Annotated in this window: 10 protein-coding genes; 4 read left to right on the top strand and 6 right to left on the bottom strand. The window is 33.5% G+C overall.

Going from position 1 to position 16682, the window contains the following annotated elements:
• Positions 1-125: 125 nt before the first annotated feature.
• The 6 genes from K8B81_RS01340 to K8B81_RS01365 form a co-directional block, all read right to left on the bottom strand.
• On the bottom strand, positions 126-1970 hold the full coding sequence (locus K8B81_RS01340) for an alkaline phosphatase (RefSeq protein ID WP_223678265.1): 1845 nt from the start codon (positions 1968-1970) through the stop codon (positions 126-128).
• A 293-nt stretch (positions 1971-2263) separates the two neighbouring features.
• Entirely contained in the window at positions 2264-3235 is a 972-nt protein-coding gene (locus K8B81_RS01345) for a purple acid phosphatase family protein (protein ID WP_223678267.1), read from the bottom strand.
• A 62-nt stretch (positions 3236-3297) separates the two neighbouring features.
• Positions 3298-5040 (bottom strand): RagB/SusD family nutrient uptake outer membrane protein, encoded by a 1743-nt coding sequence (locus K8B81_RS01350; protein WP_223678269.1) that lies wholly within the window; start codon positions 5038-5040, stop codon positions 3298-3300.
• Positions 5041-5056: 16 nt separating this feature from the next.
• Positions 5057-8026 (bottom strand): SusC/RagA family TonB-linked outer membrane protein, encoded by a 2970-nt coding sequence (locus K8B81_RS01355; protein ID WP_223678271.1) that lies wholly within the window; start codon positions 8024-8026, stop codon positions 5057-5059.
• A gap of 178 nt (positions 8027-8204) precedes the next feature.
• Entirely contained in the window at positions 8205-10049 is a 1845-nt protein-coding gene (locus K8B81_RS01360; protein WP_223678273.1) for a helix-turn-helix domain-containing protein, read from the bottom strand.
• 190 nt (positions 10050-10239) lie between these two features.
• Entirely contained in the window at positions 10240-10845 is a 606-nt protein-coding gene (locus K8B81_RS01365) for a YciE/YciF ferroxidase family protein (RefSeq protein ID WP_223678275.1), read from the bottom strand.
• Between the two features lie 276 nt (positions 10846-11121).
• On the opposite strand from K8B81_RS01365, the gene K8B81_RS21040 reads away from it, so the two are divergent.
• From K8B81_RS21040 to K8B81_RS01385, 4 genes are all read left to right on the top strand, one after another.
• Positions 11122-12828 (top strand): sensor histidine kinase, encoded by a 1707-nt coding sequence (locus K8B81_RS21040; protein ID WP_223678277.1) that lies wholly within the window; start codon positions 11122-11124, stop codon positions 12826-12828.
• On the top strand, positions 12815-13465 hold the full coding sequence (locus K8B81_RS01375) for a response regulator transcription factor (protein ID WP_025572465.1): 651 nt from the start codon (positions 12815-12817) through the stop codon (positions 13463-13465). The genes K8B81_RS21040 and K8B81_RS01375 overlap by 14 nt, the downstream gene beginning before the upstream one ends.
• 102 nt (positions 13466-13567) lie before the next feature.
• Complete coding sequence (locus K8B81_RS01380) at positions 13568-14821, top strand: Ca2+-dependent phosphoinositide-specific phospholipase C (RefSeq protein WP_223678279.1); 1254 nt, start codon at positions 13568-13570, stop codon at positions 14819-14821.
• Between the two features lie 29 nt (positions 14822-14850).
• Entirely contained in the window at positions 14851-16500 is a 1650-nt protein-coding gene (locus K8B81_RS01385; RefSeq protein ID WP_223678281.1) for a T9SS type A sorting domain-containing protein, read from the top strand.
• Positions 16501-16682 lie beyond the last annotated feature (182 nt).

Below are 16682 nucleotides of genomic sequence, written 5' to 3' on the forward strand. Positions count from 1 at the left end.
TAAAGCCGACTCACTTTAATATACTGCCCCCAAAAAGGTAAAGACTATTTGGGGCAGTTTAAAATTTCAGGATAATTTATAAATTAACAGCAAGTTAGAAAAAGCTATTTGAGTTGTTGATTCATTTAATCCAATTTACTATTCAAATTATTTTGACCAAGCAACTCCATGATCTTATCATAAATGGCCGTATTTTGATACACTCCTTTAAAATTATCAGCGCCGGGGCCATACGCAAAAACAGGAACAGGTATTGCCGTGTGATCATTAGTACTGAAATTTCCATGAACATATCCTTTTTCAATATTTCCATCAATTAAAGATAAACCGCCTGTTTCGTGATCAGCTGTGACAATCAGCAATGTTTCCGGATTTTTATCGACATATTCCATTGCTTTTCCAACTAACTGATCAAAATCAAGCATTTCACGAACAACATATTCTACATTATTCTGATGTCCTCCGTAATCAATCTGGGCACCTTCCGCCATAATAAAAAACGGATTCTTTGTTTTTGCAAAAGTGTTAGTGGCTTTGATGAACGATTTTACTAAAAAATGTCCTCTCCCATCTTTAACAGAAACTACTGCCGAATCATCCAAAACTACTATTTTATTGTTTTTAATAGTATCCAGACTGCCGAATTTATCCGAAAAAGAATAGCCTTTTTCAATCAGCATTTTAGATAAATCTTTGCAGTCTTTTCGGTTTTTAAATTCTTTCAGTCCGCCACCAATTAAGATATCACAGCTGTTGCTTAAAAAATCATAGGCTATTGGTTCGTTGTAACTTCTTTCTGGCTGATGGGCGTAAAAAGCGGCCGGTGTTGCATCTGTACTATTTCCTGCAGAAATAATAGCCGTTTTAAAATTTTTCTTTGCTAACTGCTGCGTAATTGCCTCTAAAGGCTTTTCGTTTTCATCGACACTAATAAACCGGTTGTTTGTTTTACTTCCGGTTGCCATTGCAGTTGCTCCTGCAGCTGAATCTGTAATATAACTGTCTGATGATTTAGTAATAGAAAGTCCCTGCGTTGGAATGTTAAAAAGACTTAACTGGCCTTTATTGGCTGTATAACCTGCATAAATCTGAGCAAGCCCCATTCCGTCACCAATAAGGAGAATTACATTTTTTGGTTTTATCTTAGCGAAAGACTTCTGGTTTTTGGGAATATAAGCGTTATGAAATACTGTATTCTGATAAAAGTTTGCTTTAATTTTAGTTATGAATTCGGCTAATTTGGCAACATTATCAGTACCAATAAAATCCACTTTTAAATTCATCAGGGTCATCCAGGTATTGACATTATCCTGTGTGCCCCAAAATCTGATTTTTTTATTCAGATCATGTACTTTTTTAATTGCCGATTGCATTTTGTGCAGATCTGCCTGTTTCAGAACACCTTTGCCATTCCATAAAGTAATCTCTTTTAAGTCGGTACTGATCATTTCAATGCGGGACAACTCTTCAGTATTGTAATTTTCATTCAGTCTTCCGTCAAAATAAATAAATTGAGGATAATTTGTCCACTGTGACTGTAAGGGTCTGTTTCCTGAAATAACAATTTTAACATTCTTATTAGAGATGATAGCCGGAAATGTATTTAACTGCTGCACTATTGCTTTTAAAGTTGCATCGGCATCAGATTTAATATCTATCATCAAAATCAAAGATTTATTTTCAGGATAGATTTTGCCTTCTAAGTCTTTAATTTTAGAAAAAAACGGTTCGAGATATAAACTTTTTAAGGTGTTTTGCAACTTAATTTCTTTTGAAGTGTGAGCAACAAAAAGTTCATTATTTACTAAAAAAACATCTGCTTCAATAACACCGGCTTCATTGGAATAGGCTCCATAAAAAGGCAATGATCCGGCATAATCATTATGAGAATGAATATTTGTAGAATTGTATTCCTGTGCTTGTGCAAACAGGAAGATTTGAAGGCAAAAAAGGGTTATTGTTTTTCTCATTAAAATTGAAATTATTCATGGCATGGCCGTAGGTGACCATACATAGAATTTTTATTATTTACTATTTGCAGTTCAATGTATGGTTGTAACTATTTATATTCTACAGCTGCAAACTCTGGGGGAAGTCTGCAGTGTAGAAATAAAAAATAAAAAAACAACACTAAACTAACGATTACCAGTCTGCACAGTAATTTGACTTCACTGGTTTTTAAAATATTTTATAAAACTGTTTTGAATAGATTGGGGAAAAATTTACTCAGCAATAAAATGATTTATTTATTTTCACAGATACTTCACTTTTTTATTTCGGTATTATAGATGACCTCACCATTTTCATTGACAGCCTGTACATACAACGTGTCGGCTAAGACGGAAAAGACCATAAATCCATATTCGGAAGCAGCAAGTTTGCTAAAAGGCAAACGATCGATTGGAGTAACTTCTGAAGCCGATCCTGAAACGAAATAATGTGTCTTTCCTTCTGGAAGCATATGCTGTAAATCATGATCATGCCCTGCGATGTAGGCATCTACCTGATATTTATCAAAAAGTGATTTCAGTGATTTTCGTACAGCTTTGGTATCGTAGCTTTCCCTCCTTTTCAGGGTTGCCGTAAATAAGGGATGATGCCCGACAACTAATTTCCATTTCACACTTTTAGGAGCATCAGTCAGGGTTTTGATTAGCCATTTTTTTTGTGCAGTCGAATCTTTTGAAGTGAGATTTTTTGAATATTGTTCATTCTTGTAAAATTCAGGAATTAAGGCATTGGTATCTATAAACGCAATTAATACCTGCTGGTCAGCATCTCCGTTTATATTAAAGGTCTTGCTGTAATAACGGGCAGGCATGTTCCACCGGCGGCTTATTTTTGAATAGGCAACCTGTGCATCTGCATTTCCGGCATAATCGTGATTTCCTAATACCGGATACCAGTTCCAGTGTAATGAAAAGTCGGTATAAATATCTTCAAAAGAAGATTTCCACTGCGGATCATGTTCACTGGCTACTCCTACCGGATAAAAATTATCACCTGTGGAAATTATAAAATCACGGTTTATGGCTGTTGCCGTTTTGCCCATTTGTTTTGCTACCGGAATCTGATGGTCTTCGCCAAATCTTCCCCAGTCTCCCATCACAATAAAGTTTAGCGCATTAGGATATTTTTTTACACTGTTATCTGTTGTTTGGGCAACAGATAAATGTAAGGAAAGCGTACAGATAAAAAGTAGTACTCTGTTTTTTTGTAATGCTTGCATTTTCATTATTTAATAATTTGAAATTGAAGGCTGCTTAAAATTGCAACCTCCAAATATCATTAACCGAATTAGTATCCGTCATTTTGTATTAAATATCCAGGAACATTTGATGCACCGTCAATTGCTGTCTGAGGAATTGGAAACAATCTGTGTCTTACATCAGTATCTGTTTTTTCAGTCCATTTGTCTTCGTAGTGACCAAAACGAATCTGAGTCGTTCTTCTTAAACCCTCCCAGTAAAACTCAAAACCGTATTCTCTGTATAAAATATCCAGGTTGATTGCCGGAAGCGCTGCCGGAATTGGAGCACGGGCAGTTCTTGAAGTTCTTACTTTATTCATATCAGTCAAAGCACCTGCATTATCTCCTTTTCTTAATTTAGCTTCAGCACGCATCATAAAAATTTCTGCATATCTAAGCAATACCATATCTACGCTACTGAAATAATTCCCATCAGGTGAAGTATGGCTGAATTGATATTTTGACACTCTGTATCCAGCAGCATGCCTACTGCCTTCTGCTGTAAAATCTACTTTTTCTGTAAGGTTGACATAACCCACATTTAAATCTGGTCCGTTTCCTTTAATTTGTTTAACCGGATAAATTCTGTATCCTCCATCACATTTAAAGAAAGCCCCATTAGCGTCTTTTCTTGCCGCCCACGGAATACCTCTCATAATTCCTCTGTCAATTTCAAAGTCTTCTGCTTTTACACAATAGTAATGATTTTGATCGTTTGCCGGTGAAAGTCCGGTTAGGTCTTTCAAATGTTCAGGTACCTTAGCATTGTTTTTATAAAATCTTGAATCAGCATCGGCAGGATCTACAGAACCATAAGCACTTACCCATGTTTGGTAAAAATCTGATGTGATAGCCGGACCATCTGTTCCGTCTGCATTGATGGATTCCGGTCTTGGAAACATAGATCCAGGTATTGACCAATAAGCCCAACGATTGTTTTCATCTCTCAAAACACCACGCTGATCCAAGGCAAAAATTAATTCTTTATTGGAGTTATTATTGTCATCGAATAAATCAAAATATTCAGGAGACAGGGTGAATTTGCCTGAGTTTATGATGTTGTCTGTGTATTTAATGACCTTATCCATATCTGCTGTTGCAAACTGAGGCGTTCCATAAGGATCACGATAAACGGCAGCATTTAGGTATAATCTTGAAAGAAGTCCCCAGACTGCAGCCTGAGTCATTCTTCCCGGTCCTTTATCATTATTAATAACATCTGCAACAGACAGTAACTCACTTTCGATATAAGCAACAGCATCCTGTCCACGGAGTATTTCCGAAATACTGGCTGATGACTCCTTTTTAAACACAAGTCCCCAGCTGTCTAATGTCATCATATTTAAATAAGCCCTAAGTGCTTTCATTTCATAAAGTGCTCCCTCTGCTTCTTTATTTCCCGCTGCCGCAAGAGGTGTTAAAACTTCAATAGCAGTTAATGTTCTGGAAATATTTATAGTAAGCTCACTCCATGTACTTTTAACCAAATCATTGGTAGGAGTAGTTGTATGTGCATGTACAGTTAAATATTTACCTCCGTCGTACCAGTCTGTTCCTCCTCTATAAGGTAAAATTCCTTCGTCACTGGCAATCAATTGTAAACCAAAATTATTAGTATGGATCCAGGTGGCTTTTAATTGACCATAAGCCGGAGCAATTGCACCGCTAATTGCTTCTGCCTGTCCAGTTCCTGTTAAATTTTCATCCAATACTTTTTCTTCTAAGTCAGTACAGCTCCAGTTAAGCAATGTACTGAATACAAGAGCTGCTATTATTATTTTATTTTTCATGTTATGTTATTTTTGATTAAAATGCTGCATTTAGACCAAATGAAATGGTTCTGCTTCTAGGATAGCTGAAGTAATCAATTCCAAAAGACTGAATTTCGTTCACTGAAGTCCCAGTGTTTATTTCAGGGTCATATCCACTGTACTTTGTAATCACAAATAAGTTTTGTCCTGTTACTGAAAGACGTATGTTATCCATTACATTATCCAGTCCAATCATTTTTGGATTTAAATTATATCCAAGGGTTGCATTATTTAATCTTAAAAAACTTCCATCTTCCAAATATCTGGTAGAAACAGTATTCGAATTAATTGTAGCTTCATCAGAAAATTCCGATGCCCTGTCTGTAGTGTTAAAAGAATTTGCAAGCTGACCTCTATTGAACGAAGTCATTGCAACGTGGTTGTAAATTTTATTTCCACCAGCACCATTAAAATTTAAACCTAAATCAAAATTTTTATATTTAAAGTTTAGATAAAAAGCATAAATATAATCTGGTAATGCACTTCCTGCCACGATACGATCATCATCCTTAATCTCTCCGTCTGGATTTGTATCTTGATATTGGCTACGACCATCAGCACCGATTCCTATGAATTTTTGCATATAAAAAGAACCAATAGAATATCCATTAAGCGCTCCGTTTATTGTTGCTCCGGATTGACCACCTCCCTGTGCTCCTCCTGTTGTTAATATTTTATAAGGGGAATTTTCTACTTTGTTATCGGTAAATGATATATTTCCACCAATACTATAGGAGAAATCTTTAGTTTTGTCACTACTATAATCCAAAGCTAATTCAATACCACTATTTTTGATCTCCATATTAGGAATGTTAGTCCAATACGTTTTTGCAGGCTGAATAGGATCTACAGGTGTCACTTCTAATAAAATACTTTCCGAAATCTTGTTAAAATAGTCAATAGTACCTGATAATCTGTTATTGAACAAACTAAAATCCAGACCTACATTGGTTTGTGTTGAAACCTCCCACTGAATATTCGGATTAGCCAGACGGGTAAAAACTGAACCATAAGGATATCCACCTAAATCTGTTGCAGAAGGATCTAAAGGATAGGTATTGTTTCCAGAGTTACTTTCTGTATAACTTGCTTTGGTTATTTTAGAAGGAATTTCCTGGACTCCAGTCTGACCCCAGCTTGATCTTAGTTTTAGGTTATTAACAACTTCAGATCCTTTTAAAAAATCTTCATTTGTAATGTTCCATCCTAATGCAACAGAAGGGAAGTAACCGTATCTGTTGTTTTTACCAAATTTAGAAGATCCGTCAGCACGCATCGTGGCTGTAAGCATATATTTATTTTCATAGCCATAATTTACTCTTCCGAAGAAAGACTGAAGCTCATTTTCTACTGCAGATGAATTATGACCTGTAGATTTGACAATTGTCTCTAGCTGATTTTTTGGTTCTATTCCATTATCGGCAAATCCTTCAAAATTATAGTTCTTTTGATTTACCTGTACTTTCTGGTAGGACTGCCCGGCTAAAATGGTAAAACTGTGAGCCTTTACGTTGAAATTATAGGTTAAAGTATTTTCATATAAAATATTATTGTTAGTGGTATTGATATTGTTCAAAGTACCATTTTCTTTATCAGCATACAGTGCGTATGGTATTTGTTGAATGTCTCTTTCAGACATGGAATAATCAACTCCAAGATTGAATTTATAAGTTAATCCTTTTATGAATTCGTAAGAGGGAGCAATATTCGCTAAAATACGATTGTTGTTCGTCTCATCAGAGTAAATTCTCTGACTGATTAAAGGATTCAAAACATTGTTACTTAAATTAACATTAGGTTCTCCATCAATAGTAATCGCATCTGTAGGATTCATTGTCAGCATATTGCCTACTATGGTTCTGGTATCCGGTCTTGAATTTTCAAGTTTAGTGGCAGTCATATTAAAAGCAATATTAAGCTTATCATTAAAAGCCTTTTGATTTAAGTTCAAACGTCCTGAATAACGTTTCAAATCACTGTTTTCAAATATTCCCTCTTGATTATCTATACCAACAGATGCTGAATAGGTTGACTTGTCGGTTCCTCCACTCATCGATAAATTTAGGTTTTGAGACACTCCTGTTCTGGTTAATTGATCCTGCCAGTCTGTATTTGCTCCACCGTCTTTTAGTGTTCCGTTTACTGCAGCAACCTGTTTTCTAAACTCATCAGCACTAAATACATCTACTTTATTAGCCAACGTTGAAAATCCTGTGGTCATCGAAAGGTTAATTTTAGCATTACCTTTCGCACCTTTTTTAGTTGTAATTACAATTACACCATTTGCAGCTCTTGAACCGTAAATAGCCGCCGCAGATGCGTCTTTAAGAACATCAATACTTTCGATATCCTGAGAATTGATGAAATTCAACGGATTTGAAGCCACACCATTATTCGTATTATCTAAGGCAAATCCATCCACGACATAAAGCGGCGTTGTTCCTGAGCGTAAACTTCCAACTCCGCGAATAATAATATCCTGGTTAGCGCCCGGCTCGCCACTAGCTGCAGTAACGTTTACACCGGCAACTTTACCCTGAAGCAATTGTCCTGTATTGGCTATTACCCCTTTATTGAAGTTTTCACTTTTTAGAGAAGAAATTGCCCCTGTAACATCAGATCTTTTCTGAGAGCCATATCCTACCACTACTACTTCGTTTAAAGCACTAACTTCTTCTGTCATGGATACAGTTAGTTTTTGAGTGCCTGAATAGGCAACTTCTTTGGTTTTAAACCCAACATAAGAAAAAACTAAAATACCTTCATTTTGCTGTACTTTAATTTTAAAGTTTCCGTCAAAATCTGTTGTAACGGCTCCTTTTGGTTCTCCTTTAATATACACAGAGACTCCCGGAACAGGGTTCTTTTCAAGATCAGAAACGACAATTCCTGATACTGATTCCTGCGAATAGGTATGCGACATGCATCCTAAGGCAAGAATTAATAATGCATAAATTTTTTTCATTTAATTAAGTTATTTTATGTTTTGCCAAAAGTATCGGAACGATCTTGCTAACAGGAGGATTTTTGTTTTCTAAAAGCGGACTTTTGGTTCAAATTAGTGCAGAATTAACAGCAAAAAAGGGTATTATTGTTTCTTAACACTGGGCTAACTTTTTACAAATCCAGCCCTAACAATACTACTAAGCAGAATATTCTTTATACTCCTTCGGACTTTTACCAAAATATTTTTTGAAAGAGCGTCCAAAGTATTTTGGATCGTTATAACCGCACTCAAAACTCACTTCGGAGATATTCAATTTCTTTGTTTTTAGTAAAAATTCGGCTTTTTGTAATCGAAGTGACATTAGCATATCAGAAGGCGACTGATTCAGGGTTTCTTTAAACAGGCGATAGCATTTAACTCTCGAAATTCCCAATTGATCTACAAGCATTTCTACATTAAATGAAGGGTTCTGTAATTCTGCTTTAATAATATCTAACGCTCTTTTTAAAAGTTTTTCATTTGAAGTAACATGGTCACTGTCTTCTGTCAGGATTTCAAATATTTTTTCCTGCATTTTGTATTCTCTGAAAGGTTCTTTATTTTGATTAATGAGACTGTCAATCTTCTTTCTAATAAAGGACGAACCCGCAGGTAATTTTATATGGGTTTCTATGCCCATTTCCAGTAACTGCTCATCCATTTCATAATTGATATGCTCTGAGATATAAATAATGGGAATTTTTATATTCGGTTTTTGTTTTAAAAAACTAATAAGTTCTTTCGTAAATGCAGCCTGATAGAAAACCAGAGCTGAAATATCTATTTGTTTTAGTACCGCATTCAAATTAGAAACAGAATTTTCAAAAATCAGGTTGTAGTTTTCGTTTTCCAATACCTGATTGGCTGCGGGATTATTATACGAATCCCCAAAAACCAAAAGATACTTTTTATCAGAAGAAAAATCCTGATAATTAAAATTTTTCCATGAAATTGTTTCTTTTATACTCATTCCTGAATCAATAACTTCTACCGGAATGTGCAATGCTATTTGAAATTGTTCTTCTGAAGAAGGAATAAGTTCGCCTTTCAGGTCCTGCAATAAAACCTGTAAAGCGTTAAAATACGGACTGTAACTCAAAATGTTGTTCCAATTGTTTTTCAGTATAATACTATCTGAAGCAACCTTAATTTTCAATAAATTATCACTCAAAGCAATAACAACACGCAAGGCGCTGTTCTGATCCGAATATTTACAGAAATCATTAAAAAAATACTGTAATGACAATTTTAACCTTAGTACATCTGTTTCAGCGAAGAAAGTAGTATTTTCTATTTCGCAATTAAAATTTACCTGATTTTCCTGCAGATCCTTTTTTAGTTTTTCAACATTGTTTTTTAAGACAGGAAAAAGATCAATGACTGTTTTTTTTATTGGGCCAAGATCTTTAATATGTTCAAGGTAATTCCATTCAGATATCAGGTTCACCAGTTTTCCTGATTGAAAAAGTAAATCCTTTTGGAGTCCATTATCCTGCTTAAAAGAACTGGAAATTTCAATTATTTTTGTTATTGGTTCCTGAAATTCGGCCAGCATATAAGTCTTGAACTTTTCAATTTCAAAATTCTGGTTTTTAAAATTGCTGTGAAGAATCAGGAGTTTTTCTTTTTGCTCTATTATCTCTCTGTTTTTCTGATCAAGTTCAGCATTAATTTCTTGAAGGTTTTTTTTCTGCTTTTCAATCACATGTGTACGTACTTTTACAAGTTCCTCAAGGTATTTTTGCTGGCTAAGGATCATTTTATTTTTTAAATAAACGATGACCATACAGATTAGCACTATAAATCCTGAGAACAGGATATAAAATAATACAGACTGGGAAAATGCTTCGGCAGCAATCCAGGATCCGCCCTCTTTATCACTTTCGATAATAAGTATTGAATTATTAGATAAGCCCTGATTTGTGGTAGAATTTTGAAATTTTATGTGTTGTCCAAATGAATATGCTGTGAAAATGTAAAATAAAAATTGTGTCCGGATCATTAATTTGTTTTTTAACTCGCAAGGATACAACCGTAACTTTATTTAAACATAAACGGGATGTTAAGTTAAAGCAGATAGACTTTATGTTTTTTTGAAAAAAGACAACTATCTATATAAAAAAATGATAAAACCTGTAAGTCATTGAGATTTACAGGTTTTATCATTTCAGACATTCTGTTGAGCAGACAGATTATTCTTCGCCTTTTATATCTTCATCCTCTGAAGCATCAAAATTAATGGTATTGTAAGCAGCCTCTGTCAGAATTGTATCTGCATCTTTTTCTTCTTCTAATGTCTGTTGTAATAAAGCTGCGGCTTCTTCTTCATTTAATGTCAAAGCAAATGCGGCAAGAGTGCCGTAAGAAGCAATTTCATAATGTTCGATTTTTTGCGAAGCACTGATGATTCCTGCATCGCGAACCGCTCCTTCTTGTGTTTCCTCCATTATACTTTCACCCTCTTTTATCAGACCTTCCATCGCATCACATTTTTTTGCGGAGGCTTTTTCTCCTAAAATTTCAAAAACCTGCTCCAGTCTTTCAACTTGTCCTTCAGTAACAGTTAAGTGTTCATTTATAGCTGTAATAAGATTTTCTGAAGTAGCATTTTTAGCCATTTTTGGAAGTGCTTTTGTTAAAGCTTTCTCAGCCCAGTAAATATCTTTTAATGAATCTATAAATAATTCTCTTAATCCTTCTGCAGCATCAGATTTAGCTTTTATCGTTCTGCCTTTCGACTCGGTTTGTTTTGCAGGTGTTTTTTTTGTACTTGGTTTTTTTGTTTCTGTAGTTTTCATAATATTATTTTTTTGAGATTAATATTTCCAAATTTAGAATTCAAACTCTCTTTCTTTTTACAGAATTTTACTCTTTGATTACAAAATGTGCATTTGTAATTAATTGTTAATCAGTTAGATGTTTTTATTTAAACAATGAAAGCTTATTTATGGCTGATCGATATAACGATTTAGAACAAACTATGAACAATTCAGAACATTTGTAGCATGGAGATTAGTGAAACTCCTATATTTGAATGGTAGAACAATAATTCATTTTTCTAAATTTGTTAATCGGTGAGATTTTATTACAGCATTTTTCTGATTTGTTTATGCTTTTTTTGTTTTGGTCAAAATTCTTTTCAGTCACTGAAACAGGATCTTGAGCAGAAAATAGTGTATTCTGATTTCAAAAATGCATTAGCCATCATAAACAACAATAGAGAATATTTTAGTGATTTGGAAAAAAATGAGCTCGATGTCATAAAAACAAAAATCCTGACAGAATTTGGCCTTTATGATGAAGCCTTTAAACTTTCTCAAAATCTTTTAGCTGATTCTGAAATTACAGAAGAGCAAAAACTAAAAATTCATGTCGAAAGGGCGCTTATTTACGAAATTAATGATGCTGGCAAATCCTGTTTGTCAGAATTAAAAAAAGCGGAAGAAATACTTTTAAAACACCCTGAATTTAAAGTTAAAAACTACACTAATTTCCTTATCCGAAAATCTTCTTATTACAGGGTCAATGGTTTTTCAAAAAAAGCATATGGACTTGCACTTCAGGCAAAAAAATATGCTGAATCTATCCACGATAAAGTAAACATGCCTGTTGTGGAACTCATCTTGGGACTTGGTAACCGAAAAAAAAATCCTGAAGCAGAATTAATGCATTACAATCGTGCGCTTTATTTGTACAAGCAATTAAATCATTATGAGGCGATTATTTCAATGTATAGCAATTTGAGTCGTTTTTATTTTGTGCGACATGATTACAAAAAAGCTACTATATATATAGATTCTGCTATTGTAATCTCATCAAAATCAAATGTTTTAGATTATAAAGCCAATGTTTTTAAAACCAAGAGCGAAATTCTGGAAAAGCAAAACAATGCTGATTCAGCTTTATATTATTATAAAATTGCTTCAGAATTGTACAAAAAATATAATAACGAACAACGTGATATTAAAATCAAAGAACTTGAAACAGCATATAATTTTGCTAAAGAGAAGTCTGAAAAGCAATTGCTTCAAAAAGATATCAAAAGTACAAGAATACTAAATACAACACTTTTTATTTCGATTCTTGTTTTAGCTTTTTTTACCTGGAAGATTAAGAAAAATGAAAGAAAAATCGAAATCCAGAAACAAAAAATATCTGAAAACAATGTTGCTTTAAAAGCTAATGTAGAAGAGAAACAATTTCTTGTTCAGGAATTGAATCACCGCGTAAAAAATAACCTTGCAGTGATTTTAAGTCTGATTGATTTCCAGAAAGATCAGTCAAAAAATAAAAATTACAAAACAATATTTGACGATCTGCACCAGCGTATTAAAACAATAACTATTGCTCACGAATTTTATTCGTATAGTGTGAATCATAAAGATAATGATCTGATTGAAGCATCAGATTACATCAATAAAATTATTGAATCACATCAAAATAGTGCATTAAGACCTTTCATTTATAGTAATGATATCCAACCGGTTTATTTTAATGTTGATAAAATTCTCTCTCTTGGATTGCTCTTGAATGAATTAGTTACAAATTCTATAAAACATGCTCAATCAGGACATGAACAGCTTGTTATACATCTTGAGCTTGTAAAAACAAACAATGAAATTGAATTAAACTATTCAGATAATGGAGCAGTTTTCTGCTTTGAGAACAACCACAGCTCTTTAGGGCTTTTAATTATTGAAGGGATGGTGAAACAGTTAAAAGGAAATTATACAAGAGAAAATGCAAATTATAAAATAGTATTTCCCTATGTCAGAGTATAAATGCAGAATATTAATTGTAGAAGACGAAGTTTTAATAGCATTCTCATTAAAGAAAATGCTGGATAAAGATTTCATTTCCGAAATTGTCCATGACTTTGAAGAAGCTAAAATGCTCTTGTCACATAAACCGTTTGATCTGGTTCTCATAGATATTTCCCTTTCAGGAGACAAAACGGGCCTTGATTTAGCAAATTTTATTAATAATAATATTTCTATTCCTTTTATTTTTACTACCGCACTGACTGATCCCGGTACTCTTGAAAAAATAACGAATCTCAAGCCATCAGCCTATCTTTCTAAACCAGTTGACAGTGTTAACCTGATTACTGCGATAAAGCTTGCTTTAACAAATGACGATATAATTTTTAAAATTGAACTTGGGAAACAGATCTATTATTTTCAGTCTAAAGATTTTCTCTTTGCTGAAGCAGATCATGTGTATGTTGAAATACATTTAAAGTCAGGTAAAAACCAGATTCTACGAACAACAATGACCTATCTGGAGGAAGTTTTTCCTTCTAAACATTTCAAAAGAATTAACCGCAGTGTGGGTGTAAATCCGTATCATATTTCAAAAATTGTAAATGATAAGCTGTTTATAGAAGACAAGATTTTTAAAATATCCAAAAAGTTTTAAGCGATGTTTTAGAACAAAGAAATGAGGTTTCAGAACATTTTTTAAAAGATTAGATCAGAAGTTATTAGTTTTAAACTTACAAATAAAACTAAACTAAGACTTATGAAAAATTCTACTTCCTTAACATTTGGTGATATTTCATTTAAAGCTTCACATAACTCTTATGAGCGTAGTGAAACAATTTCTGAACAATTAGAATTTGATCCTACAACACCTTATCAAAATGGCTGTATGGCCATTGAACTTGATATAATCAGGCAATCTAAAGATTATAAAAACGGAGAAATAACCAGCGGCTATTTTAAAGTGTCACATACCCCAGGCAACACTACTGCATCCCATCTTGACGAATGGTTAGGGTATATTTTTGGCTGGCATAATAACAATCCAACACATTTACCTGTAGTTGTTTATATTGATATTAAAAGTAGTGAAGGTGGTTATTTGGATTTTGGTGACAGAATAGATCAATATTTGAAGAAATATTTTGATGAATCAATAATTTATACACCTGGTAAATTATATTTATCTGTACAAAAAGAAAATAATGACACTTATAATGACTTATGTTCATTTGTGGTTCAGAAAGGCTGGCCTCGAATTGATCAGATGCTAGGGAAAATTATCTTTTGTCTAACAGGGAATCCAGATTGGAAAAAAGAATACGCTGATTCACCAGATTTGCTAACTTCAAGACTCTGCTTTAGTGATGATGGAGCCCAATACGAGACTCCTCCGACAAAAGGAAATAGAGTATTTTTCAATTTTGATACAAAAAAGAAAGATAAATGGAATGAGTTTATAAAAAATTATAGCACAAAAAATTTAATTACCCGTGTATATAAAGTGAATGATGCAGATCTTTGGGAAAAAGCACTGAATTGTACATTTAGCGCAATTGCTACAGATAAAATTAAAAACCATAAATGGGCATATGTAAGCAATGAAAGATATCCTTATCTTAAAAAAAGGGTAAATCTGTCTCCACTTCCACCTTCTAAACTTAAATCAATGAAAAATATTGCTAATAAGGAGTACAGAACTGATCATGCAACAAAAATGAGCAAAGATTATAAAAAAACAAATTGTGATTTTTATTTTGAAAGCCAATATGACGGGAATGATATTTTCGCTATAAAGAACAAAAAGAATAATAAATATTTTTCTGATCATATTACCATTATGAAAAGTGAAGTAAAAAGTATTAATGAAAAATGGAGACTAATCAAAGTTGAAGGAACTGTAAATCGGTATTATATTCAAAATTTAGGTAATTTAAAATACATGACTAAGAGAGCTTCTCAATTATCTAAAGAAAATGGCAGCAATGAAATTTATGAATTAGAAGAAAGATAAACATCTTAAAATTAATAATTAATAGATACATGATAAATCCTATTTGTATGAAAAAAAATACTTATTTACTAGTCGTATTTTTCACTTTTTGTTTTATTAAAATATACGCACAGCCAGACGTTAATACTATTAACAATCAAACAGTCTGTAATGGTTCTTCAGTAAGTGCAATTAATTTTAGTAGTCCTGTTAACCTGGGGGTGCTTTGCGGAGAGGCAAATGAAGGCAGTAATCTAACCCTATCTGCTCCATTTGGTGCTATATTTACTGATTTATATTTTGCCAGTTATGGAAATCCTACAGGTAGCTGTACTACTTTATTTCGGGGTTTCTGCCATTCAGCAAATAGTGAAAGCGTAGTAGAAGCGGCTGCCATAGGAAAAAATTCATTTAGTCTTGCTGCTTCGAATGACAATTTTGGAGACCCTTGTAATGGTGTAACAAAAAAACTAAAGGTACAATTGATTTATACCCCCCCTCCGGTTACCTACAACTGGACGAATGACAATACCTCTATTGGCCTTGCTGCATCTGGCACAGGTAACATCCCTTCGTTTAAAGGTATTAATAATAGCAATGTGCCAGTTACCTCCACGATAACAGTTACACCAACCTATGGAGGTGCCTCTGGTCAAGGTACTCCTAAAACATTTACTATTACTGTAAATCCTTCACCGAAGATTGTGAATCAACCTTTTTCAAGCCAAGTTTGCTCTAATGAAGCTATCTCATTTACTGCTAATGTAAGTAATGCGACAAATTATCAGTGGCAGGTATATATGGGTGGGTCATCTTACATTAATATATCGAACATTCCACCATACTCAGGAGCAAATACACCAACGCTGACTATTAGCGATACATCAACATTAAGTACTGATTACATATATAGATTAGTAGCTTCAGGAAATTGTGGTTCACAAGTAATAACCAATCTTGTGTCATTTGCTCAAAGAATTAGTTTTATTATGTCTTTTAGAAATGTTAGTTGTAATGGAAAATCTGACTCAGCCATAAATTTAACTCCAATGGGAGGAACTGCTCCATACACAACCATCTGGAATGACGGTATAACTACTGAAGATAGGATGAATATTAGTGCAGGTACATATGAAGTAAAAATAACCGATGCTAATGGCTGTACCAAATCTGGTTCCGTAACTATTACACAGCCAAATGCAGTTAGCTCTCCAACAGGAGTTTCTATACAAAGTTTTAACGCAGGGGATAATTTAGGGATATTAGCTGTGAATGGACAAAATATTAAATGGTATGCCACTGCTCAGGACGCAGCCAATTATACGAATCAATTACCTTCAAATTCTTTACTCATGAATAACACAACGTACTATGCAACCCAATCCATTGGTGGTTGTGAATCTCGTACTTCTTTAGCAATTAAGGCATATAATCCCCTCTTGTCTGTTGATGATAATATAAAATCTGATGTAGCACTAACCCTGTACCCAAATCCGGTAAAAGATTTTTTGTATTTTAATGCTGAAAATAAAATTAGTAAAATTGCTGTTTTTGAGATTAATGGAGGGAAAGTGCTTGAAAAAATATTAAATGGTGGTCACGAAGTAAATGTTCAGTCTTTGGTTGGAGGAGTTTACCTAATTAAGGTATTTAATGAAAATGAAGAGGAAATAAAAACACTTAAATTTTTTAAAGATTAAAGTAAACATACATAAATAGCAATAAATGCCCTGTTACAAATTGACAGGGCTTATTTTTGTTAATATGATTATCTGACAGAAGATAATTTTTAATGTTAATAACACCTGTAAATACTGTTTTTTTATTTTTTTTTAATTAAAAACAAACTAAGTTTCTGAAAATCAGTATTTTATTTATTAAA

Origin of the sequence: Flavobacterium hibisci, from assembly GCF_020026925.1 — a bacterium.
Lineage (GTDB): Bacteria > Bacteroidota > Bacteroidia > Flavobacteriales > Flavobacteriaceae > Flavobacterium > Flavobacterium hibisci.